This is a genomic window from Burkholderia sp. Tr-20390, from assembly GCF_017104595.1.
Taxonomy (GTDB): Bacteria; Pseudomonadota; Gammaproteobacteria; order Burkholderiales; family Burkholderiaceae; genus Burkholderia.
In genome coordinates this window covers 1-19,682 of sequence record NZ_JAAGPC010000057.1, presented here as the reverse complement: position 1 = coordinate 19,682, position 19,682 = coordinate 1, and the positions used below count along the sequence as shown (strand labels likewise).

The 19,682-nt window shown below is 67.9% G+C and carries 18 protein-coding genes; 11 read left to right on the top strand and 7 right to left on the bottom strand.

Translation table 11 applies throughout. From position 1 onward, the window contains the following. Positions 1-67 precede the first annotated feature (67 nt). Genes G3N98_RS17715 through argE form a run of 3 tightly spaced genes read left to right on the top strand, consistent with a single transcriptional unit; the run spans position 68 to position 2,347 of the window. Positions 68-505 (top strand): RidA family protein, encoded by a 438-nt coding sequence (locus tag G3N98_RS17715; RefSeq protein ID WP_089476048.1) that lies wholly within the window; start codon positions 68-70, stop codon positions 503-505. 8 nt (positions 506-513) lie between these two features. Then, complete coding sequence (locus G3N98_RS17710) at positions 514-1,191, top strand: DUF1028 domain-containing protein (protein ID WP_206148785.1); 678 nt, start codon at positions 514-516, stop codon at positions 1,189-1,191. Next, positions 1,184-2,347, top strand: a complete 1,164-nt coding sequence (gene argE, locus G3N98_RS17705; protein WP_206148784.1) for an acetylornithine deacetylase — start codon at positions 1,184-1,186, stop codon at positions 2,345-2,347. The genes G3N98_RS17710 and argE overlap by 8 nt, the downstream gene beginning before the upstream one ends. A gap of 81 nt (positions 2,348-2,428) precedes the next feature. On the opposite strand, the gene G3N98_RS17700 is transcribed toward argE, so the two are convergent. After that, entirely contained in the window at positions 2,429-3,361 is a 933-nt protein-coding gene (locus G3N98_RS17700; protein WP_206148783.1) for a LysR substrate-binding domain-containing protein, read from the bottom strand. A gap of 393 nt (positions 3,362-3,754) precedes the next feature. Between G3N98_RS17700 and G3N98_RS17695 the strand changes: the two genes are divergently transcribed. After that, positions 3,755-5,176 (top strand): cytosine permease, encoded by a 1,422-nt coding sequence (locus tag G3N98_RS17695; RefSeq protein ID WP_206148782.1) that lies wholly within the window; start codon positions 3,755-3,757, stop codon positions 5,174-5,176. Between the two features lie 108 nt (positions 5,177-5,284). On the opposite strand, the gene G3N98_RS17690 is transcribed toward G3N98_RS17695, so the two are convergent. The 5 genes from G3N98_RS17690 to G3N98_RS17670 form a co-directional block, all read right to left on the bottom strand. Further along, positions 5,285-7,564: an FdhF/YdeP family oxidoreductase gene (locus G3N98_RS17690; RefSeq protein WP_175237856.1), complete on the bottom strand. Its 2,280-nt coding sequence runs from the start codon at positions 7,562-7,564 to the stop codon at positions 5,285-5,287. Positions 7,565-7,690: 126 nt separating this feature from the next. Continuing rightward, positions 7,691-10,540, bottom strand: coding sequence for an AAA family ATPase (locus G3N98_RS17685; RefSeq protein WP_089476052.1), 2,850 nt, complete (start codon positions 10,538-10,540; stop codon positions 7,691-7,693). Between the two features lie 634 nt (positions 10,541-11,174). Beyond that, complete coding sequence (locus G3N98_RS17680; protein WP_089429593.1) at positions 11,175-11,444, bottom strand: hypothetical protein; 270 nt, start codon at positions 11,442-11,444, stop codon at positions 11,175-11,177. 104 nt (positions 11,445-11,548) lie between these two features. Beyond that, complete coding sequence (locus tag G3N98_RS17675; RefSeq protein ID WP_175237858.1) at positions 11,549-12,364, bottom strand: family 1 encapsulin nanocompartment shell protein; 816 nt, start codon at positions 12,362-12,364, stop codon at positions 11,549-11,551. A 513-nt stretch (positions 12,365-12,877) separates the two neighbouring features. Then, a complete protein-coding gene (locus G3N98_RS17670; RefSeq protein WP_206148781.1) occupies positions 12,878-13,939 on the bottom strand; it encodes a Dyp-type peroxidase in 1,062 nt (353 codons plus the stop codon). 364 nt (positions 13,940-14,303) lie between these two features. On the opposite strand from G3N98_RS17670, the gene G3N98_RS17665 reads away from it, so the two are divergent. From G3N98_RS17665 to G3N98_RS17640, 6 genes are all read left to right on the top strand, one after another. After that, the gene (locus G3N98_RS17665) at positions 14,304-14,684 is read left to right on the top strand and encodes a LysR family transcriptional regulator (RefSeq protein ID WP_089476055.1); all 381 of its coding nucleotides are present in this window, start codon (positions 14,304-14,306) and stop codon (positions 14,682-14,684) included. Beyond that, positions 14,681-15,130, top strand: coding sequence for a phosphate-starvation-inducible PsiE family protein (locus G3N98_RS17660; protein WP_089429597.1), 450 nt, complete (start codon positions 14,681-14,683; stop codon positions 15,128-15,130). Before G3N98_RS17665 ends, G3N98_RS17660 begins: the two co-directional genes overlap by 4 nt. A gap of 50 nt (positions 15,131-15,180) precedes the next feature. After that, on the top strand, positions 15,181-15,378 hold the full coding sequence (locus tag G3N98_RS17655) for a hypothetical protein (protein ID WP_206148780.1): 198 nt from the start codon (positions 15,181-15,183) through the stop codon (positions 15,376-15,378). Positions 15,379-15,445: 67 nt separating this feature from the next. Beyond that, entirely contained in the window at positions 15,446-15,901 is a 456-nt protein-coding gene (locus G3N98_RS17650) for a DUF1269 domain-containing protein (protein WP_089429599.1), read from the top strand. A 34-nt stretch (positions 15,902-15,935) separates the two neighbouring features. Beyond that, positions 15,936-16,190: a hypothetical protein gene (locus tag G3N98_RS17645; protein ID WP_089476057.1), complete on the top strand. Its 255-nt coding sequence runs from the start codon at positions 15,936-15,938 to the stop codon at positions 16,188-16,190. 393 nt (positions 16,191-16,583) lie between these two features. Then, entirely contained in the window at positions 16,584-18,008 is a 1,425-nt protein-coding gene (locus G3N98_RS17640) for a PLP-dependent aminotransferase family protein (protein ID WP_069249479.1), read from the top strand. A 43-nt stretch (positions 18,009-18,051) separates the two neighbouring features. Here the strand turns inward: G3N98_RS17640 and G3N98_RS17635 are convergent, their stop codons facing one another. Beyond that, positions 18,052-19,212: an NAD-dependent formate dehydrogenase gene (locus G3N98_RS17635; RefSeq protein WP_206148779.1), complete on the bottom strand. Its 1,161-nt coding sequence runs from the start codon at positions 19,210-19,212 to the stop codon at positions 18,052-18,054. A gap of 235 nt (positions 19,213-19,447) precedes the next feature. Between G3N98_RS17635 and G3N98_RS17630 the strand changes: the two genes are divergently transcribed. Further along, positions 19,448-19,682, top strand: a 235-nt coding sequence (locus tag G3N98_RS17630) for a Rieske 2Fe-2S domain-containing protein (protein WP_206148778.1), incomplete at its 3' end; no start/stop codon positions are given.

The window sequence follows — 19,682 nt, the reverse complement described above, 5'->3', positions numbered from 1 at the left end:
ATGCCGCCTGCCGTACCGCGTTCGCATCCGGTGCGGCGGCGTGACCCCTGACGACTGAAGGATTCCGATGAGCCAACCCACCCATACCCGTATCCGCATGTTCAACACCAAGGATACCTATCCGAACCAGACGCTCGACAACGACCTGTGCCAGGCCGTGCGAGCCGGCAACACCGTCTACGTGCGCGGCCAGGTCGGCACCGATTTCGACGGCACGCTGATCGGTCTCGGCGATCCGCGCGCGCAGGCCGAGCAGGCGATGAAGAACGTCAAGCAACTGCTGGAGGAAGCCGGCAGCGACCTCACGCACATCGTGAAGACGACGACCTACCTGATCGACCCGCGCTATCGCGAGCCGGTGTACCAGGAAGTCGGCAAGTGGCTGAAGGGCGTGTATCCGATCTCGACGGGGCTCGTCGTGTCGGCGCTCGGCCAGCCGCAGTGGCTGATGGAAATCGACGTGATCGCCGTGATCCCGGACAACTGGCAGCCGAACCGCGCGTAGGAGGCGACATGACTTTCTCCATCGTCGGGCGTTGCCCGGAGACGGGCCAGCTCGGCATCGCGATCAGCTCGTCGAGCATCGCGGTTGGCGCGCGCTGCCCGTGGGTGCGCGCGGGCGTCGGCGCCGTCGCGACGCAGAACATCACGCTGCCGGCGCTTGGGCCGCAGATCCTCGACCTGATCGAGCACGAGCAGCTCGCGCCCGCCGCGGCGCTCGACCGCGCGCTCAGCGCGAACGGCTGGAGCCAGTACCGGCAGGTCACGGTGATCGACGGGCAGGGGCAGACGGCGTGCTTCACCGGCAAGGAAGCGCTCGGCACGCATCACGCGGTGCAGGGCGAGCAATGCGTGGCGGCGGGCAACCTGCTGGCCGCCCCGGCCGTGATCGACGCGATGGCGCGTGCCTTCGAACAGGCGCCCGGCCTGCTCGCCGATCGCCTGCTGGCCGCGATGCATGCGGCGATGGCGGCCGGCGGCGAGGCGGGGCCGGTGCATTCGGCCGCGCTGAAGGTGGCCGGCGACGTGACCTGGCCGATCGTCGACCTGCGTGTCGACTGGGCCGACACCGATCCGATCGGGCAGCTCGATGCGCTGTGGCGGGCGTATCGGCCGCAGATGCAGGACTACCAGACGCGCGCGCTGAACCCCACCGCCGCGCCGAGCTACGGAGTGCCGGGCGATGAATGACACGTCGAGCCGCGCATTGCTGGAACGGCTGATCGGTTTCGCGACGGTCAGCCGCGAGTCGAACCTCGAGATGATCGGCTTCATCCGCGACTATCTCGCGGGCTTCGGTGTCGAAAGCGAACTGTTCTACAACGCGGAACACACGAAGGCGAGCCTGTACGCGACGATCGGGCCGCGCGATCGCGGCGGCATCGCGCTGTCGGGCCATACCGACGTGGTGCCGGTCGACGGGCAGGCGTGGACGGTCGAGCCGTTCCGGCTGACCGAGCGCGACGGCCGCCTGTACGGCCGCGGCACGGCCGACATGAAGGGCTTCATCGCGTCGGTGCTCGCGGCCGTGCCGGCGTTCGTCGCGCGGCCGCTGGGCATGCCCGTGCATCTCGCGTTCTCGTACGACGAGGAAGTCGGCTGCCTCGGCGTGCGGCCGATGCTCGATGCACTGGCCGCACGCGCGCGCCGGCCGCGCCTGTGCCTGATCGGCGAGCCGACCGAGCTGAAGCCGGTGCTCGGTCACAAGGGCAAGCTCGCGATGCGCTGCCGCGTGAAAGGTGCCGCATGCCACTCGGCGTACGCGCCGTCGGGCGTCAACGCGATCGACTATGCGGCGAAGCTGATCGGCCGGCTCGGTGAGATCGGCGCGGCGCTCGCGCGGCCGGAACGGCACGACGCGCGTTTCGATCCGCCGTTCTCGACCGTGCAGACCGGGCTGATCAAGGGCGGCCGCGCGCTGAACATCGTGCCGGCCGAATGCGAGTTCGATTTCGAGGTGCGGGCGCTGCCGGATTTCGATGCGCATGACGTGCCGAGAAAGCTGCAGGACTATGCGGAATCCGAACTGTTGCCGAGAATGCGCGCGGTGCAGCCCGATACCGACATTCAACTGCAGCCGCTGGGCGCCTATCCGGGGCTGGCGACCGCGCCGGACAGCGAGGCCGCGCGCCTGCTCGCGATGCTGAGCGGCTCCGATGCGTTCGGCACGGTGGCGTTCGGCACCGAGGGCGGGCTGTTCGGGCAAGCCGGCATTCCGACCGTGGTGTGCGGGCCCGGCAGCATGGACCAGGGGCACAAGCCCGACGAGTTCGTCACGCTCGACCAGCTCCACGGCTGCGACGCGATGCTCGGGCGGCTGGCCGCCCATCTCGCCGCGGCCGCCTGACGCGACGCGCCTTACCGACACTACCGACGCGCACACACCGCCTCCCACGGCGCGTGCGCTTTCGTGTTCCTTCCGGTTCCTTCAGGTTCCTTGTCGCACCGTTTCCGCGACGATCTGCGCGAGCCGCTCGCGGCAGAAATCGACGAACGACTGCGCCTGCTTCGTGAGCTGACCGCGCTTCAGCCGCGCGCTCACGAGCCCCGACGGGCTCACCGTTTCGCTGAGGCCGATCGTCACGACGCGCTGGCCGTCGTACGTGTATTCGGAATGCGGGCGCGTGACGAGCACCGAGAAGCCGAACCCCTGGCCGACCATCCCGCGCACCATCTCGATCGACGGCGAGCCGAACACGATGTTCGGCGTGAGCCCGAGTTCGTGAAAGAGGCTGACGAAATACGTGCGGCTCGGCTGCACGTCGAGCAGGATCATCGGCTCGACACAGAGGTCGCGCAACGACACGTGCGTCTGGCCCGCGAACCGGTGGTTTTCCGGCAGCAGCACGTACGGCTGCTGCGGCGGCATCAGCGGCTCGGTCTCGATCGTGCCGTCGAGATCGTGGTCGTACATCAGCGCGAGATCGAACGTGCCGGACGTCAGGCCCTGCACGAGTTCCTGCTGGTCGCCGTCGCGCAGCCGGATGTTCACGCCCGGGTAGCGCTCGCGAAAGCCCGCGATCAGTTGCGGCAGATAGAGCGGCGCGACCGTCTCGAAGCAGCCGATGTCGATCTGCCCGGTGATCACGTCGTTGTCGGCGAGCGCGTTCTGTTCGAATTCGTGCGCGATGCGCAGCAGCTCCTGCGCCTTCCGGTAGAAGCGCGTGCCGCTCGGCGTCAGCGACACGCCCTGCGCGTGATGGCGGATGAACAGCTTCACGCCGAAGCTTTCCTCCAGACCCTTGATCGCGCTGGAGATCGACGGCTGCGCGATGAACAGCTGGCGCGACGCCTCGGCGACGCTGCCGGATTCCACCGTCGTCACGAAGTATTTCAGTTGCCGCAAAGTGTAGTGAGCCACAAGCACCTCTGATGCACGGCCCCGGCGTGCCGCCGCGGGCGCAATCTGTCCATGGTTTGCGTAGCACCTTACCTGAAAGCCCCCCGGCGCCGAAATGTCCGCTGCAGAGCTTTTTCGTATGTCCCGGAAATATTTTTAGTATTTTCCGGTCGCGCGGGTCGTGGCGCACCATCGTCTCCAACCTGGATCAAGAAGCAAACGAAGCGGCCGCGCACGCACCGGCGGGACATGGCATCCGCCCCCGCATGCGCGTCGTCCGCGTCGCTCGACCCGCCGCGCGTGCACGCGGCGCGTCGTCGCTCGCGTATCCGGACCCGATTGCCGGCGCGACCCCCAACGCGCGCCGGCTGACACGGCAAGCGCGCATCGCCGCGCAGGACAGGAGACATCACCATGACGAACGTGGACCGCAACGCGTCCCCGATGATAGAGAAGCACACGATCGGCTACGTGCCGCCCGCGGAGCGCCACGGCAAGGTGCGCGACCTGTTCACGCTCTGGTTCGGCGGCAACATCGCGCCGCTGCCGATCGTGACCGGCGCGCTCGGCGTGCAGCTCTTCCACCTGAACCTGATGTGGGGCATCGTCGCGATCGTCGTCGGCCAGGCGGTCGGCGGCGTGCTGATGGCGCTGCATTCGGCGCAGGGGCCGCAGATGGGCATCCCGCAGATGATCCAGAGCCGCGCGCAATTCGGCTCGTGGGGCGCGCTGCTCGTGACCGTGATCGCGGCCGTGATGTACGTCGGCTTCTTCGCGTCGAACATCGTGCTGGCCGGCAAGTCGGTGCACGGCATCGCGTCGTCGGTGCCGGTGCCCGTCGGCATCGTGATCGGCGCGGTGGGCTCGGGGCTGATCGGGATCGTCGGCTACCGGTTCATCCACGTCCTGAACCGGATCGGCACGTGGGTGCTCGGCATCGGCATCCTGGTCGGCTTCTGGATGATCCTCACGCACGTGACGACCGACGATTTCCTGACGCGCGGCGGCTTCAACTTCGCCGGCTGGCTCGCGACGGTGTCGCTGTCGGCGTTGTGGCAGATCGCGTTCGCGCCGTACGTGTCGGACTATTCGCGCTATCTGCCGGAAAACGTCGGCGTGGCGTCGACGTTCTGGGCGACCTATCTCGGCTGCACGATCGGCTCGACGCTCGCGTTCATCTTCGGCGCGGTCGCGGTGCTCGCGGTGCCCGCCGGCGCGGACGCGATGGATGCGGTCAAGCAGGCGACGGGCCCGCTCGGCCCGCTGATGCTCGTGCTGTTCCTGCTGAGCGTGATCAGCCACAACGCGCTGAACCTGTACGGCGCGGTGCTCGCGGTGATCACGTCGGTGCAGACGTTCGCATACAAGTGGATTCCGACCGCGAAGGCACGCGCGGTGGTGTCGGTCGTGATCTTCGTCGCCTGCTGCTACGCGGCGATCGGCGCGTCGACGAACTTCGTCGGCAACCTCGTCGATCTCGTGCTCGCGCTGCTCGTCGTGCTGGTGCCGTGGACGGCGATCAACCTGATCGACTTCTACGTGATCCACAAGGGCAAGTACGACATCAAGTCGATCTTCATGGTCGATGGCGGGATCTACGGCCGCTTCAATCCGCAGGCGCTGCTCGCGTACGCGATCGGCATCCTCGTGCAGATTCCGTTCATGAACACGCCGATGTATGCGGGCCCGATTCCCGCGCATCTCGGCGGCGCCGACCTGTCGTGGCTGGTGGGGCTGGTGCTGACGTCGCCGCTGTACTACTGGCTCGCGACGCGAGACAGCGCGTACCGGCGCCGGCAGACGGGCGCGACGATGCCGCCGACGGCGGCGCGGTAACGATGGGGAAGGAAGGGGGCCATCGCATCCGTCGAGACACGGTGGCCCGTGGAGGAGGGCGGGCCGGCTCGCGGCAGCCTGTGCGCCGCGAGCCGGCCCGTTAGTACGTCAGACCACCGCCGAGCGCGCGACGCGCACCGGGACCGACTTGTACGACGGCGTGCCGCTTTCCTTGTCGATGTAGTCGAGCGGCACGAGCACGTTCGCTTCCGGGTAGTACGCGCCGACCGACCCCGGCGCGATGTCGTACTCGATCGCGGTGATCTTCTCGAGGCGCAGCGCGCGACCCGATGCGGTGACCGTCTCGATGTCGACGAGGTCGCCGTGTTCGAGCCCGTACTTCGCGAGATCGGCGGGGTTCATGAACAGCACGTCGCGCCGGCCGAACACGCCGCGATAGCGGTCGTCGAGCCCGTAGATCGTCGTGTTGTACTGGTCGTGGCTGCGCAGCGTGATCAGCCGCAGCACCTGCTCGGCGCCGAGCACGTCGGCGTCTTCCTTCACGCCCTTGTAGACCGAGAACATCGCCTTGCCGGTCGGCGTCGGCCACACGCGCTCGGTGGGCGGCAGCGGCAGGCGGAAGCCGCCCGGCGTGCGGATGCGCTCGTTGAACGCCTCGAAGCCGGATACCGTTTTGTCGATCAGGTCGCGGATGCGGTCGTAGTCGTCGATCAGGTCGAGCCACGCGACCTTGCTGGCCGGCAGCGTCGCATGCGCGATGCCCGCGACGATCGCCGGCTCCGAGCGCAGCTGGTCGGACGCCGGCTTGAGCTTGCCGGCCGACGCGTGAACCATCGACATCGAATCCTCGACGGTGATCGACTGCCGGCCGGTGGCCTGCATGTCGAGCTCGGTGCGGCCGAGCACCGGCAGGACGAAGGTTTCCTTCGCGACCAGCAGGTGCGAGCGGTTCAGCTTGGTGCCGAGATGCACGCTCAGGTCGAGCTTGGCCATCGCCGGGAACGACTGTTCCGGATCGGGCAGCGCGACCGCGAAGTTGCCGCCGAGGCACAGCAGCGCCTTCGCGGTGCCGTCGATCATCGCCTGCATCGCCTGCACGGCGTCATGCCCGTGATGCGCGGGCGGCGTGAAGCCGCACACGTCCTCGATCTTCTTCAGGAACTCGGCCGACGGCTTCTCGGTGATGCCGACCGTGCGGTTGCCCTGCACGTTCGAGTGGCCGCGCAGCGGGCACACGCCGGCGCCGGGCTTGCCGATGTTGCCGCGCATCAGCAGCAGGTCGGCGATCAGGCGCACGGTTGCGGTGCCCTTGTTGTGCTGCGTGACGCCCATCCCGTACGTGACGATCGTCGCGTTCGACTTCGCGTACGCGAGCGCGACCTGTTCGAGCTGCGCCTGGCTGAGCCCGCTCGCGCGCTCGATGTCGTCCCACGACGTGGCCTCGAGGTCGGCCGAGAACGCGTCGAAGCCGTTGGTGTGCTGCGCGATGAAGTCGCGGTCGAGCACGTCGCCGCGCTCGGCTTCGAGCTGCAGCAGCGCCTTCATGATGCCCTTCAGCGCGGCCGCGTCGCCGCCGGCGTCGACCTGGTAGTACGTCGACGCGATGCGGGTCGAGCCGAACGACGCCATCTCGATCATGTCCTGCGGATCGGCGAAGCGTTCGAGCGCGCGCTCGCGCAGCGGGTTGAACACGATGATCGGCACGTTGCGGCGCGCGCATTCGTGCAGCGTGCCCATCATCCGCGGGTGGTTCGTGCCGGGGTTGTGGCCGATCGAGATGATCAGCTCGCAGTGGTCGAAATCCTCCAGCGATACGGTGCCCTTGCCGATGCCGATCGACTGCGGCAGGCCGACGCTGGTCGGCTCGTGGCACATGTTCGAGCAGTCGGGGAAGTTGTTGGTGCCGAGTTCGCGCGCGAACAGCTGGTACAGGTACGCGGCTTCGTTCGACGCGCGGCCGGACGTATAGAACTCGACCTGGTCGGGCGGCAGCGCGCGCAGCACTTCGCCGATGCGCGCGAACGCGTCGTCCCATTCGATCGCGCGGAACGTGTCGGTCGCGCGATCGTAGACGAGCGGATGCGTGAGCCGGCCCATGTTCTCCAGCTCGTAGTCCGACATGCGCAGCAGCGACGACACGGTGTTCGCCGCGAAGAACTCGGGCGTCACGCGCTTGGTCGTCGCTTCCCACGTGACGGCCTTCGCGCCGTTCTCGCAGAACTGGAACGTCGACTTGTGTTCCTTGTCGGGCCAGGCGCAGCCGGGGCAGTCGAAGCCGTCGGGCTGGTTGGTCCGCATCAGCACGATCGGCGCCTCGATGGTTTCCATTTGCGTGCGCACCGCATCGGCTGTCGCGCGAAGCGCGCCCCAACCACCGGCGGGCCCGTCGTACTTCCTGATGCCTGGCACTTCGCGTCGATTTGTCATGTTGAATCTCCATCAGCCTTACCCGGTGCGGGCGGCTCGGTTTGCGCCGTGTCGCGGCGTGGGGCGGCTCCGTCCGGTGGACGGAGCCGGTCATGCATGCCCCGGGCGTGCGGGGCATGCTGTTTTTCAGTGCGCGTCCTTCTTCGCGCCCGACGACTTCTTGCCGGACGCTTTCGCGGCAGGCGCGGGCGGCGGTGCGTCGGCGGGCGTGTCGCCCGTCTTCGCATCGTCGGTGGCCTTGGCCGCCTTGCCGTTCGGCTTCGCCTTGCCGTCGGCGTCCTTCTTCGCGTCCTTGGTCTCCTTCGCTTCAGGCGCGGCGAGCTTGGTGAACTTCACTTCGTCGCTGGCCTTGTCGTAGTCGACCTCGCACTTGTCGCCCGACTTCAGCCGGTCGGCGAGGATCTCCTTCGCGAGCCGGGTCTCGATGGTCTGGCGGATCTGGCGCTTCAGCTCGCGTGCGCCGAACTCCGGCTGGTAGCCGGCTTCGGTCAGGTGCTCGACGAGCGCGTCGCCCATCACGAGCGTGATGTCCTGCGCGGCGGCGGTGCGCACCACGCGGTCGAGCTGGATCTGCACGATCGCGCGGATGTTCTCCTTCGACAGCGCGTGGAAGACGATCACCTCGTCGATCCGGTTCAGGAACTCGGGGCGGAAATGGCCCTTCAGCACCTGCATCAGTTCCTCGCGGATCGCCTTGTCGGTCTTGCGCGCGGCTTCCGGCTGCGTGAGGTTGTCCATGATGATCGCGGCGCCGAGGTTGCTCGTCGCGATGATGATCGTGTTGCTGAAGTCGACCACGCGGCCCTTGCCGTCGGTCAGGCGGCCGTCGTCGAACACCTGCAGCAGCACGTTGTAGACGTCCGGATGCGCCTTCTCGATCTCGTCGAGCAGGATCACGCTGTACGGGCGGCGCCGCACGCGCTCGGTGAGCTGGCCGCCTTCGTCGTAGCCGACGTAGCCGGGCGGCGCGCCGATCAGCCGCGCGACCGCGTGCCGCTCCATGTACTCGGACATGTCGATGCGGATGATCGCCTGCTCGTCGCCGAACACGGTCTCGGCCAGCGCCTTCGCGAGCTCGGTCTTGCCGACGCCCGTCGGCCCGAGGAACAGGAACGTCGCGATCGGCCGGTGCGTCTGGCCGAGCCCCGCGCGCGACAGCCGCACGGCATCGCTGACGGCCACCACCGCGTCGCTCTGGCCGACCACGCGCTCGCGCAGTTGCTCTTCCATCTTCAACAGCTTCTGGCGTTCTTCCTGCGTGAGTTCGGACACTGGGATGCCGGTGAGCCGCGACACGACCTCGGCCACCGATTCGACGGTGACCTCGAGCGTTTCGGAGCCCGTCTTGCGCTGCCACGCCTCCATCATCTCGTCGACGGATTTCTGCTTCGCGTTGATCTGCTCCTCGAACTGCTTCGCTTCGTCGAAGCGCTTGCGCGACGTGGCGTAGTCCTGCTCGCGCTTCAGTTGCGCGATCTGCGCTTCGCCTTCCTGGATGTCGACCGGGCGCGAGGTCGCGCCGATCCGCACGCGCGCGGCGGCCTGGTCGATCAGGTCGATCGCCTTGTCGGGGAGGAAGCGCGACGTGATGTAGCGATCGGCGAATTCCGCGGCCGCGACGAACGCGTCGTCGGCGAACGTCACCTGGTGGTGCGCCTCGAGGCTGTCGCGCAGCCCGCGCAGGATCACGATCGTCTGCTCGACGCTCGGCTCCGGCACGAACACCGGCTGGAAGCGCCGTTCGAGCGCGGCATCCTTCTCGATGTACTTCTGGTATTCGTTGAGCGTCGTCGCGCCGATCAGGCTCAGCTCGCCGCGTGCGAGCGCGGGCTTCAGCACGTTCGCGATGTCGAGGCCGCCTTCGCCGCCGCCCTGGCCGGCGCCGACGATCGTGTGCAGCTCGTCGATGAACAGGATCAGTTCGTCCTGCTTCGCCGTGACTTCGTCGATCAGCTGCTTCGCGCGCTCCTCGAACTCGCCGCGATACTTCGCGCCGGCCACCATCGAGTTGATGTTGACTTCGACGAGCCGCTTGTCGCGCAGCACCTCGGGCACGTCGCCGTTGACGATCCGCTGCGCGAGCCCTTCGACGATCGCCGTCTTGCCGACGCCCGGCTCGCCGATCAGCACCGGGTTGTTCTTCTTGCGACGTGCGAGCACCTCGATCGTGCTCTCGATTTCCTGCGCACGGCCGAGCACCGGGTCGAGCTTGCCCTGGCGCGCGATCGCGGTGAGGTCGCGGCCGAACTTGTCGAGGTTCGGCGTGCCGGTCGGCGCATCGACGCGGCCGTCCTCGGCGCCTTTGCCGACCACCTTCACGACCTTCTGGCGCAGCGCCTCGGGCGTCACGCCGTATTTCTTCAGCAGCGTGCCGGCGACGCTGTCCGGCACCGACGCGAGCCCGATCAGCAGGTGCTCGGGGCCGATGTACGAGTGGCCGAGGTCGCGCGACGCCTGGAATGCGTACTGCACGGCCTTCTTCACGCGCGGCGAGATCGACAGCTTGTCGAGCGGCGCATCGGGATCGGCCGTGCCGGTATGCGCATGCGCGTCGATGTACGACTTGATGTCTTCCGGCGACAGCTTCAGTTCCTTCAGCAGCGCGGCGCACACGTCGGTGTCCGCGAGCGCGTACAGCAGGTGTTCGGAATCGAGCTCGCTGCGGCGCAGCTCGTGCGCCTTTTCAGCCGCGCGCTGCAGCAACTCCAGCGTCTGCTCGCTGAACGCGTCGGTCGGGTCGACCGATTCGCGCGGAATCTCGGCGGCGAGCGGCGATTCGTCGTCGAGCCCGCCGAACAGCGACGACGAGCCGCCACCGCCGAGCAGCGAATCGAACGGGTTCAGCATGCTCTGATGCCGCATCAACTGACGGAAGTGATAATCGCAGATCGAGATCGTCTTGCGCTCGCCGTCCTGCATCACGGTTGCGCGCGCGACGGCCGGCCGCGCGTGGCAGATATCGCAAAGTGCGGGCATGGTGGTCTGGCTCCTGTCGGTGAAAGTGGGTCGAAGGGTGAAGTCCCGATGCGGTGCGGCGCTTGGGCGCATGCCGACCGCGAACGCACGACACGCGGCACGGCGGCGCGCGGGCGGCACCGGTGCGGTCACGCAGCGCGCGTCGGCGTCGTGCACGGTCGCGGTCAGGGCGGCAAGCGTGCGTGCCGGGAGGAGCCCACGGCATCGCTTCGACTGCGTTCAAAATAGCGAATCGGCGGAGGCTATCCAAGGCACAGTTCCGCACCGGCCCGGCCGTGAATTGCACCCTCGCATGCGCGCGCGCACGGGCGGCAAGGAGTACAGACGGGCGGGCGCACGGCGCCACGGGCGTGCGCGGCGTGCGCAGCGTGTGATGACAGGAAGCGGAAGCGGGCGGCGCGCGAACGGATCGCGGTGCGACATCGGCGCGCAGGGCGCCGGTTATCGGGGGATCAAAGGCAGCACGGATGGGGCGGCGCGACGCAAGCGCGGCAGGGGGCGCGGCACGGGGCGCGTGCCGCGAGCGGCCAAGCGCCACCACGCACGCACCGCAGACGATGCGTGTGGGGCGGCCGCAGGCGAGGGCGGGTTGCACGGTCCGGGCCGGACACGGCGCAACCGTGGCGTGCCGCGGTCAGTCCGAGAGGGTCATCGCCAGCCGCTGCCGGGCGATCTGCTTCACGTCCTTCGACAGTGCCGCATTCGGCAGGCCATTGGCCCAGACGGAGAACGAATCCTCGATCAGGTTGCGCGTGTCGGGCGGCAACTCCGCCAGGACCAGCGACAAGACGGTGAACAGCACGGCGGTGTCGCCGGCCTGGCTGCTCGCGTTCGCGTCGACCGCCTGCTTCAGGTGGTCGACCGACGCCTGCAGCGCCTGCAATGCCTCATTCGACTCGCTCATCACATACTCCATGCAAGATGGGTTTGATCGGCGACGAACATGCGGCCGGCGGGGCGGCCGCTCGCGCGCGACACCCGGCGGGCATCGCGCGCAGGCAACCGCGGTCAGGCCGCCGTGCCGGCCTGCGGCGCCACGGCCACCGATGCTTCGCTCGTGAGCATCAGGAACGTGAACGTTTCGCGCAGGTACAGGCGGACGACCTTGTCGGTATGGCTCGTGTAGCCGATCGATACGTCTTCCCCGAGGTGCAGCTCGTAATCGCCGCCGCGCGTGGACAGCACGCAGCCGCCGCTGATCGCCGGCGCCCAGATGATCTCGCCGCTGACGATCCGCTTGATATGGCCGAGGACCGGATAGCCCTGGTCGCGCGCTTCGCTGAGCGCCGTGTACGCATCCGAGCCGAGCACGACCGAGTACGGGCCGTCGACGCCGGCAAGCCGCAGCGCTTCGAGCGCGTCGCTGATCGCGTCGGGATACGCGCTCACATCCGCCGGCAGCGTGAGCTTGCGGTTCGACGTGCCTTCGCGGATGCCGAGAATGCCGGCGGCCCGGTAGCCGTCGAAAATCGCGTCGTCCTCGGCGAACGCGAGCCGCTGCGCGGCGTCCTTCGCCGGTTGCCAGTCGGCGTCGCGCGCGCCGCGCTCGACGCTGTCGATCGCATCGCGGCTCAACTCGAACGGCACCGTCAGCTCGACGATCGTGCGGACTTCGCGCAGCCGCGCATTCACCAGCTCGCGCGGGGCGGCGACGTCGACGAGGTGCCCGGTGCCGACGGCCGACAGCTCGGGGCCCTCGGGGCCGTCGACATCGACGACGCGGCGGCCGGCCACCGATCGTTTGAACGTGCGTGCCACTTCCTCCTCGATTTGCTCCCAGGCGGAGGACGAGATCGGGGCGAGTTCGCGGTGCAGGTTATTCATGGGTTTGGGTTGCCTCACGTCAGCGAAAACACTTCATGGTGGCCGATCGGCTGACGGACTGCGTCTGAGCCCGGCAGGCCGATCGAGGACGAAATGCATATTAGCAGGCTCTATTGACACCGCTGCAGCACAAATCGAAACGACACGCTGCGGTGGCGCAACTGTTCTGCAATTCACGTGCGGGGAGAGGGTGTGCGCTTGTGCTGCACGCCGCGACGGATGGCGATGCCCGGGGGCGCACCGGCGCCCGCGTCGCTCGGGCCGGGCTCGATGGCGTGCCGAACCATAGGCGGCCGACGGCCGATCGCGTGTCGCGCATTCTTACGAACATTCATCCGGCAGGGGTTCCGGACGCCGGAGCTCGGCCGCGTTCAGTCGCCGGGGCCGAGCCCGGCTGAATCATAGGCGCAGTCTATTGAAGCTTCGCAACGAGTGAAGGGCGTGCATGGCGCCACCATGCGTCTCGCCCGGCGCGGGGTAGGTGCGCCGGACTGCCCTTGGTGACGATGTGCGTTACGACGGCACGCCTTTCAGCGAGCCGATCTTCAGCGAGCCGTCGCGATGCGGCGCGGAAGATGCCGGTTCCGGCTCCGCGGCATCGGCGGCCGGCGCCGCGTGATCGGCGAGCGCTTCGAGCAGGTCGGCGGACGGCACGAAGAACAGCGAGCCGGTGACCGCGCGGCTGTAGTCGAGCAGGCGGTCGTAGTTGCCGGGCGGGCGGCCGACGAACATGTTCTCGAGCATCTGCTCGATCGGCGCCGGCGAACGCGCGTAGCCGATGAAGTAGGTGCCGAATTCGCCCGCGCCCGGGCGCCCGAACGGCATGTTGTCGCGCAGGATCTTCACTTCCTGGCCGCCCTCGTCGAGCGTGGTCAGCGAGCTGTGCGAGCACGACGGCTTCACGTCCGGCGCGAGCTCGATGTCGGCGAGCTTGGTGCGGCCGATGATGCGCTCCTGCGTCTCGACCGCGAGCGCGTTCCAGCCGGCCATGTCGTGCAGGTACTTCTGCACGATCACGTAGCTGCCGCCGGCGAATTCCGCGTCCTCGTCGCCGATCACCGTGAAGTCGACCGCCGCGCGGCCTTCCGGGTTCTCGGTGCCGTCGACGAAGCCGATCATCGCGCGCTGGTCGAAATTGCGGAAGCCGTGCACCTCGTCGACGACCGTGACGGCATCGCCGAGCGCGCCGAGCAGCTGCGTCGCGAGTTCGAAGCACAGGTCCATCGCTTCCGCGCGAATGTGCAGCAGGATGTCGCCCGGCGTCGCGACCGCGACGCGCTGCCCCGCGCCGAATTCGCGGAACGGATGTAGCGCGGCGGGGCGCGGGTTGCCGAACAGCGCATCCCACGCGTCGGCGCCGAAGCCGCACACGCAGGTGAGGTTGCCGCCCGGCACGCGCTTGCCGACCGAGCGCACGAGCGCGGCGATGTCGCCGCACCATGAGCGGATCGTATCGGCGTGATCGGCGCCGGGATTGATCGTCGCCACGAGGAAGATCGCGCTGCGCGTGATCGTGCTGTGAACGTTTTGGGGGAGCGGGGGAGGTGTCTGCATCGTGGGCTGCCGGTCAGTCATGTCGGGACGGAAGTGCCGTGGCGCGCGAGGGCGAACGGTTGAACTGTGTCATGCGACTGTTCTCTTTGTGTCACGCGGATGAAGGACGCTGTGCGGGCATCCCGCAACGGGCCGCAGCGGTGGCGGCCGCACCGGGCGCGCGACCTGCCCGCCCCGCGTGACGTCGTCGAGCAAGCAATCTAGCAGCTTCGGCCGGTCTTTGGAACACGAATCGCCAAACTGTCATGCGAATCCGTCAAACAGGGCCGGATTTTGGCCGGCGCCCGCTCAGCTGTACTCCTGGCGCATGCAGCGCTGTGCTCTTGAGCGTGCGTGCCGCGTGCAGTAGATTAGGTCCCGCTGCGCCGCCACGAGGAGCGTCATCATGAACCTGCTGGAAGCGATGCGTGTGTATGTCGCGGTGGTCGAGCATGGCGGCCTGTCCGGTGCGGCGTCCGAGCTGCAACTCGACGAAGCGCAGGTGAGCGAACGGATCGACGGCCTCGAACGGTATCTCGGCTGCCGCCTGCTGCTGTGCCGCGACCACGACGATGTCGCCTGCACCGATGCGGGTGACGCGTTCCACGTGTGCTGCCGCCGGACGCTGTCCGCGGTCGAGCAGGCGACCGGCGCGGCCGGCCCGCATGCGACGGACAAGCCGGATCGGCCCGACGCGCACGATACCGTGCATGCCAGCGCGCGCGACGCGACGTTCCCGCCGCCGCCCGGCGCCGCTCATGCCTCAACCCAGCGACTGTCACCTTGAATACGACCTCCATTCCCTGCTCGCCCGCCGAGCGCATCCGCCGCCGCTTCGGCCATTTCCTTCACGCGGCCGAACTGGCCGGACTGATCGTGATCGGGCTCGCGACCGCGTTCGCGATGGCGCAGGAAGCGTGGAAGGTCGTACTCGCGGGCGAGGTGTCGCTGACCGACCTGCTGCTGATGTTCCTGTATCTCGAAGTGCTCGCGATGGACGTGCGCTACCTGCGGCTTGGCCGCTTGCCCGTGCGGTTTCCGCTGTTCATTGCGATGACGTCGCTCGCGCGCGACCTGATACTGCGCGGCGCAACCGACAGCCCCGAGCGGATGCTGATGACGACGGTCGGGATCGTGCTGCTCGCCGTCGGCGTGCTGATCCTGAGTTTCGGCCAGCACCGCTTCCCGGCCGACGTCGCCGATGTCGAGGACGATGCGCATGCGCGCCGGTAACGCGCGGCCGGCCGCATGCATTTTCGCTGTCCCTGCAAGGAGGGAGCCGGATGAGCACACATTCCGTTGAATCGAAGCGGGCGATCGAGCTGCAGCACGCGGCGTCGGACGCCTACCGGCTGGCGCGCGACACGCGCGATGCCGATCCGGCGCTCGCCCGCGCGCCCACCGTCACCGGGTTGCAGCGAGAGGCTGCGTACGCCTATGCCGACGCGGCGCGTGCACGCGAGGCGGTCATCGGCATCTGAATCGAACCCCGGCGTGCCGCATTGGTTGCGGCGCTGCCACTGACCCTCCCACCGAGCGAGGTATCGCATGACCAAGCAACTGATCGTCGCCGTGTTCGGCAGCGTCGACACGGCCCGCCAGGCCGCGAACGATTTCGAGGCGCTGTCGGAGAAGGACGAAGGATTCCACATCGAGAACGGCGTCGTCGTCGAGAAGGACGCGACCGGCAAGCTCGCGGTCCTCCACGCCGAATCGCGGCCGTTCAAGGGCGGCGTGATCGGCGCGATCGCGGGCGGCTTGCTCGGCCTGCTCGCCGGGCCGCTCGGCGTGGTCACCGGCATGGCGGCCGGCGCGGGCGCCGGCATTCTCGCGGAAGCGGCCGGCAATGCGCTGCTCGACGGCACGTTCGTCGAGACGGTGGCGGCGCGGCTCGTGCCCGGCAGCGTCGCGATCATCCTGGAAGCGAAGGAAGACACGCCGTTCTCGGTCGACAACGTCGTGACCGGATTCGGCGGCAAGGTGTTTCGCCAGTCGCTCGACTGAGCGTGTCGTGGTCGAACCGGAAAGGGAGAACCGCATGCGCATCGAACAATCGTACCGGCGCTTCGACATCACGGCGACGCTGTCGCCGCTGCCCGGCCACGGCAACCGCGCGATCGCGAGCGTCGAGGTGACGACCGACGATCCGGCCCGCCTCGCCGATCTCGGCACCGGGCAATTCCTGCAGATCCGCAAGTGGGTCGAGTCGAACGACATCGCGTTGCTGACGGTGGTGTTCGACGAGTGCAAGGTCGCGATCGATCACTACGCGGACAACGTCGACGACGCTTGAGCGCACGGGGGGCCGGCGCATCAGCCGGCTTCACGTGACTTGCCGCCCGACGGCCGCCGGTAAACCGCGACGACGCACGCCGGCACCACGTCCGGCGAATGCTTGCCACGCGATCGCGCGGGGCCGTTTGCGGTCGCGTTCGAATCTGTTCACCACGCCGGCCGGATTTCACGTTTCCTCGCCAAACTGTCACTTACATTCGTCGAAATGACGCAGTAGGATGCCGAACCTTGTCTAGATGAGATTCGCATTGCTATCCGCCTTCAATTTCGATAACGGACGAGGTTCGCACCGGGACGCCCGCGCCCGGGCACGGCTATCCGGCTTCGTGCACCCGGGCGGCCATGCCGCCCGTGCATCGCACGCCGGTTCACCGCTGGCGGGGCGAGGCGGATGAAGCTCTACGAGAAATTTGCAAACGACATAGAGAGACTCATCCGGCAGGGCGTATATCGACACGGCGATCGTGTTCCTTCGGTGCGGCAGGCGAGCCAGCAGCACCGGATCAGCATCACGACCGTGCTGCATGCGTATCTGTTGCTGGAAAGCCGCGGGCTGCTGGAGAGCCGGCCGCAGTCGGGCTATTTCGTGAACCTGCGGCGCGACGACAGCCATGCGCCGGTGCGCGAGCTGCGGCCGTCGAAGCCGATCGCGATCTCGTCGTCGGTGGACGTGAGCCGGCTCGTGCTGTCGACGCTGCGCTCGATCGGCACCGACGACGCGGTGCCGCTCGGCTCGCCGTATCCGGACCCGAGCCTGTTTCCGTTCGAGAAGCTGAACCGCTATGCGTATGCGGCCGGCCGCGACAAATCGCTGTGGGGCGTGACGGACGGTTTGCCGCCCGGCCATCCGCGGCTGATCCGGCAGATCGCGCGCCGCTACCTGGAAAACGGGATGTCGGTGGACCCGAACGAGATCATCGTGACGGTCGGTGCGACGGAGGCGATCAACCTGTGCCTGCAGGCCGTTGCGAAACCGGGCGACACGATCGCGGTGGAATCGCCGACGTTCTACGCGATGCTGCATGCGATCGAGCGGATGGGGATGAAGGCGATCGAGGTCGCGACGCATCCGGAATATGGGATCGACATCGCGGCGCTGGCCGCGATCGCGAAGTCGCAGCCGATCGCCGCGTGCATGGTGATGCCGAACTTCCAGAACCCGCTCGGCTTCCAGATGCCGGACGAACGCAAGCGCGAGCTGGTCGAATTCGCCGCGAAAGCCGACCTGCCGATCATCGAGAACGGCGTGTACAACGAACTGTACTTCGGCAACATGCATCCGAGCACGCTGAAGTCGTTCGACCGGCACGACATCGTGCTGCATTGCTCGTCGTTCTCGAAGAGCCTGACGGCCGCGTACCGGATCGGCTGGGCGCTGCCGGGCCGCTATCGCGAGCAGGTCGAGAAGCTGAAATTCCTGAACACGCTCGCGACGCCGTCGCTGCCGCAGCTCGCGATTGCCGAGTTTCTCGAACGCGACGGCTACGAGCATCACCTGCGGCGGATTCGCAAGGCCTACGCGCAGCAGGCGAACCTGATGCGCACGATGGTGTCGCGGTTCTTTCCGGAAGGCACGCGCATCTCGAGCCCGGCGGGCGGGTACGTGCTGTGGATCGAACTGCCTGCGCAGATCGACGCGATGCGGCTGTACCAGCTTGCGCTGGAGCAGGGGATCACGATCGGGCCCGGCTACATGTTCTCGATCACGGACAGCTACCGGAACTTCATCCGGCTGAACTACAGCAGCCCGTGGTCGCCGGAGATCGAACAGGCGGTGATCGCGGTCGGCAAGCTCGCCGCCTACTGCCTCGACTGAGTGAGCCGCCGCGCGTCGCGCGTCGTGCGGCACGCGCGCGGCGTCACGTCAGCCGGTACGACTGCGCGCCCGTTCCCGCGAGCGTGCCGCCGTCGACGATCAGGTATTCGTTGCGGATCGGCTTGCCGTCGAACCAGCACTGCAGGATCTCCAGCGTGCCGGCCGCGTAGCGGGCCTGCGCGGACAGCGACGTGCCCGAGATGTGCGGAGTCATCCCGTTGAACGGCATCGTGCGCCACGGGTGATCGGCCGGCGCCGGCTGCGGAAACCACACGTCGCCGCCGTAGCCCGCGAGATGCCCGGACGTGACGGCATTGACGACCGCGTCGCGGTCGACCAGCTTGGCGCGTGCGGTGTTGATCAGGTACGCGCCGCGTTTCATGCGCGCGATCATCGCCGCGTCGAACAGGTGCTCGGTCGACGGGTACAGCGGAATCTGCAGGTTGACGATGTCGACGGCGCTCGCGAGCGACGCGGCATCGGCGTGATACGTGAGCCCGAGTGCCTGCTCGATCGATGCATCGAGCCGGTGGCGTTGCGTGTAGTGCAGCTGCAACCCGAACGGCTGCAGCCGGCGCAGCACGGCGAGCCCGATGCGCCCCGCGCCGACCGTGCCGAAATGCATGCCTTCGACGTCGTAGCTGCGCGACACGCAATCGGCGATGTTCCAGCCGCCTTGCTGCGCGATCGCATGCGACGGCAAGTAGTTGCGCACCAGCGCGAGCGTCGTCATCACCACGTGCTCGGCCACGCTGATGCTGTTCGAGCCGGTGACTTCGGCGACGGTGATGTGCGCGCGCGCGGCGGCGTCGAGATCGACGTGATCGGAGCCGATGCCGGCCGTCAGCGCGAGCTTCAGCTTCGGCGCGCGGGCGATCCGTTCGGCCGTCAGGTACGCGGGCCAGAACGGCTGCGAGATCACGACATCCGCTTCGGGCAGCCGGCGCTCGAATTCGGAGTCGGGGCCGTCCTTGTCGCTCGTGACGATCAGCGTGTGGCCGTGCGCTTCCATGTAGGCGCGCAAGCCGAGCGCGCCGGACACCGAGCCGACGAGCTCGCCGGGATGAAAGCCGGGCGGGCCGGCCGGCGTCGGCGCGGTCTGCCCGTCCGCGTAGTGCGTGATGACCGGAATCGCATCGCGCACGTAGCGCGGCGGATAGCCGTCCACGGGATCGGGGTAGAGCACGCACAGGACGGTGGCCATCGGGTAGTACTCCTGGTGACGGGGAGAAGGCGGCACGCGGCGTGCGCGGGATGCGCGGCGTGCGTCGCGGGCCGCTGCCGTGTTGCGCCGCAACGTTGATGACGTTCTACGCCCGTCATGGATCTCGTACAAGCTACAGTGCGTGTTTGCGTGCGCTGCGGGGACGTCTGTACCTGTTCTTTTCAGGAGGGATGTCGATAATGGGATCGTTACCTGACTTTTCGGGAGCCACGTCATGACTGAAAGCGACGATTCGTCGTCACGCCCCGATCTCACGCAAGGCATCGCGCTCGACGAGCTCGCCGACGGCGCAATGATCGAGGGCCATGTCGGCGATGCAGCGGTGCTGCTCGTGCGCCGCGCCGATGAACTGTTTGCCGTGGGCGCGCAGTGCCCGCACTACGGCGCGCCGTTGGCCGACGGCCTGCTGGAAGGCGACACGATCCACTGCCCGTGGCATCACGCGGCGA

Bases quoted from the DNA above. Each gene is read 5' to 3' on its own strand.
- G3N98_RS17715 (WP_089476048.1), top strand. From the start codon at position 68: ATGAGCCAACCCACCCATACCCGTATCCGCATGTTCAACACCAAGGAT.
- G3N98_RS17710 (WP_206148785.1), top strand. From the start codon at position 514: ATGACTTTCTCCATCGTCGGGCGTTGCCCGGAGACGGGCCAGCTCGGC.
- argE (WP_206148784.1), top strand. From the start codon at position 1,184: ATGAATGACACGTCGAGCCGCGCATTGCTGGAACGGCTGATCGGTTTC.
- G3N98_RS17695 (WP_206148782.1), top strand. From the start codon at position 3,755: ATGACGAACGTGGACCGCAACGCGTCCCCGATGATAGAGAAGCACACG.
- G3N98_RS17690 (WP_175237856.1), bottom strand. From the start codon at position 7,564: ATGACAAATCGACGCGAAGTGCCAGGCATCAGGAAGTACGACGGGCCC.
- G3N98_RS17685 (WP_089476052.1), bottom strand. From the start codon at position 10,540: ATGCCCGCACTTTGCGATATCTGCCACGCGCGGCCGGCCGTCGCGCGC.
- G3N98_RS17680 (WP_089429593.1), bottom strand. From the start codon at position 11,444: ATGAGCGAGTCGAATGAGGCATTGCAGGCGCTGCAGGCGTCGGTCGAC.
- G3N98_RS17675 (WP_175237858.1), bottom strand. From the start codon at position 12,364: ATGAATAACCTGCACCGCGAACTCGCCCCGATCTCGTCCTCCGCCTGG.
- G3N98_RS17670 (WP_206148781.1), bottom strand. From the start codon at position 13,939: ATGACTGACCGGCAGCCCACGATGCAGACACCTCCCCCGCTCCCCCAA.
- G3N98_RS17665 (WP_089476055.1), top strand. From the start codon at position 14,304: ATGAACCTGCTGGAAGCGATGCGTGTGTATGTCGCGGTGGTCGAGCAT.
- G3N98_RS17655 (WP_206148780.1), top strand. From the start codon at position 15,181: ATGAGCACACATTCCGTTGAATCGAAGCGGGCGATCGAGCTGCAGCAC.
- G3N98_RS17650 (WP_089429599.1), top strand. From the start codon at position 15,446: ATGACCAAGCAACTGATCGTCGCCGTGTTCGGCAGCGTCGACACGGCC.
- G3N98_RS17645 (WP_089476057.1), top strand. From the start codon at position 15,936: ATGCGCATCGAACAATCGTACCGGCGCTTCGACATCACGGCGACGCTG.
- G3N98_RS17640 (WP_069249479.1), top strand. From the start codon at position 16,584: ATGAAGCTCTACGAGAAATTTGCAAACGACATAGAGAGACTCATCCGG.
- G3N98_RS17635 (WP_206148779.1), bottom strand. From the start codon at position 19,212: ATGGCCACCGTCCTGTGCGTGCTCTACCCCGATCCCGTGGACGGCTAT.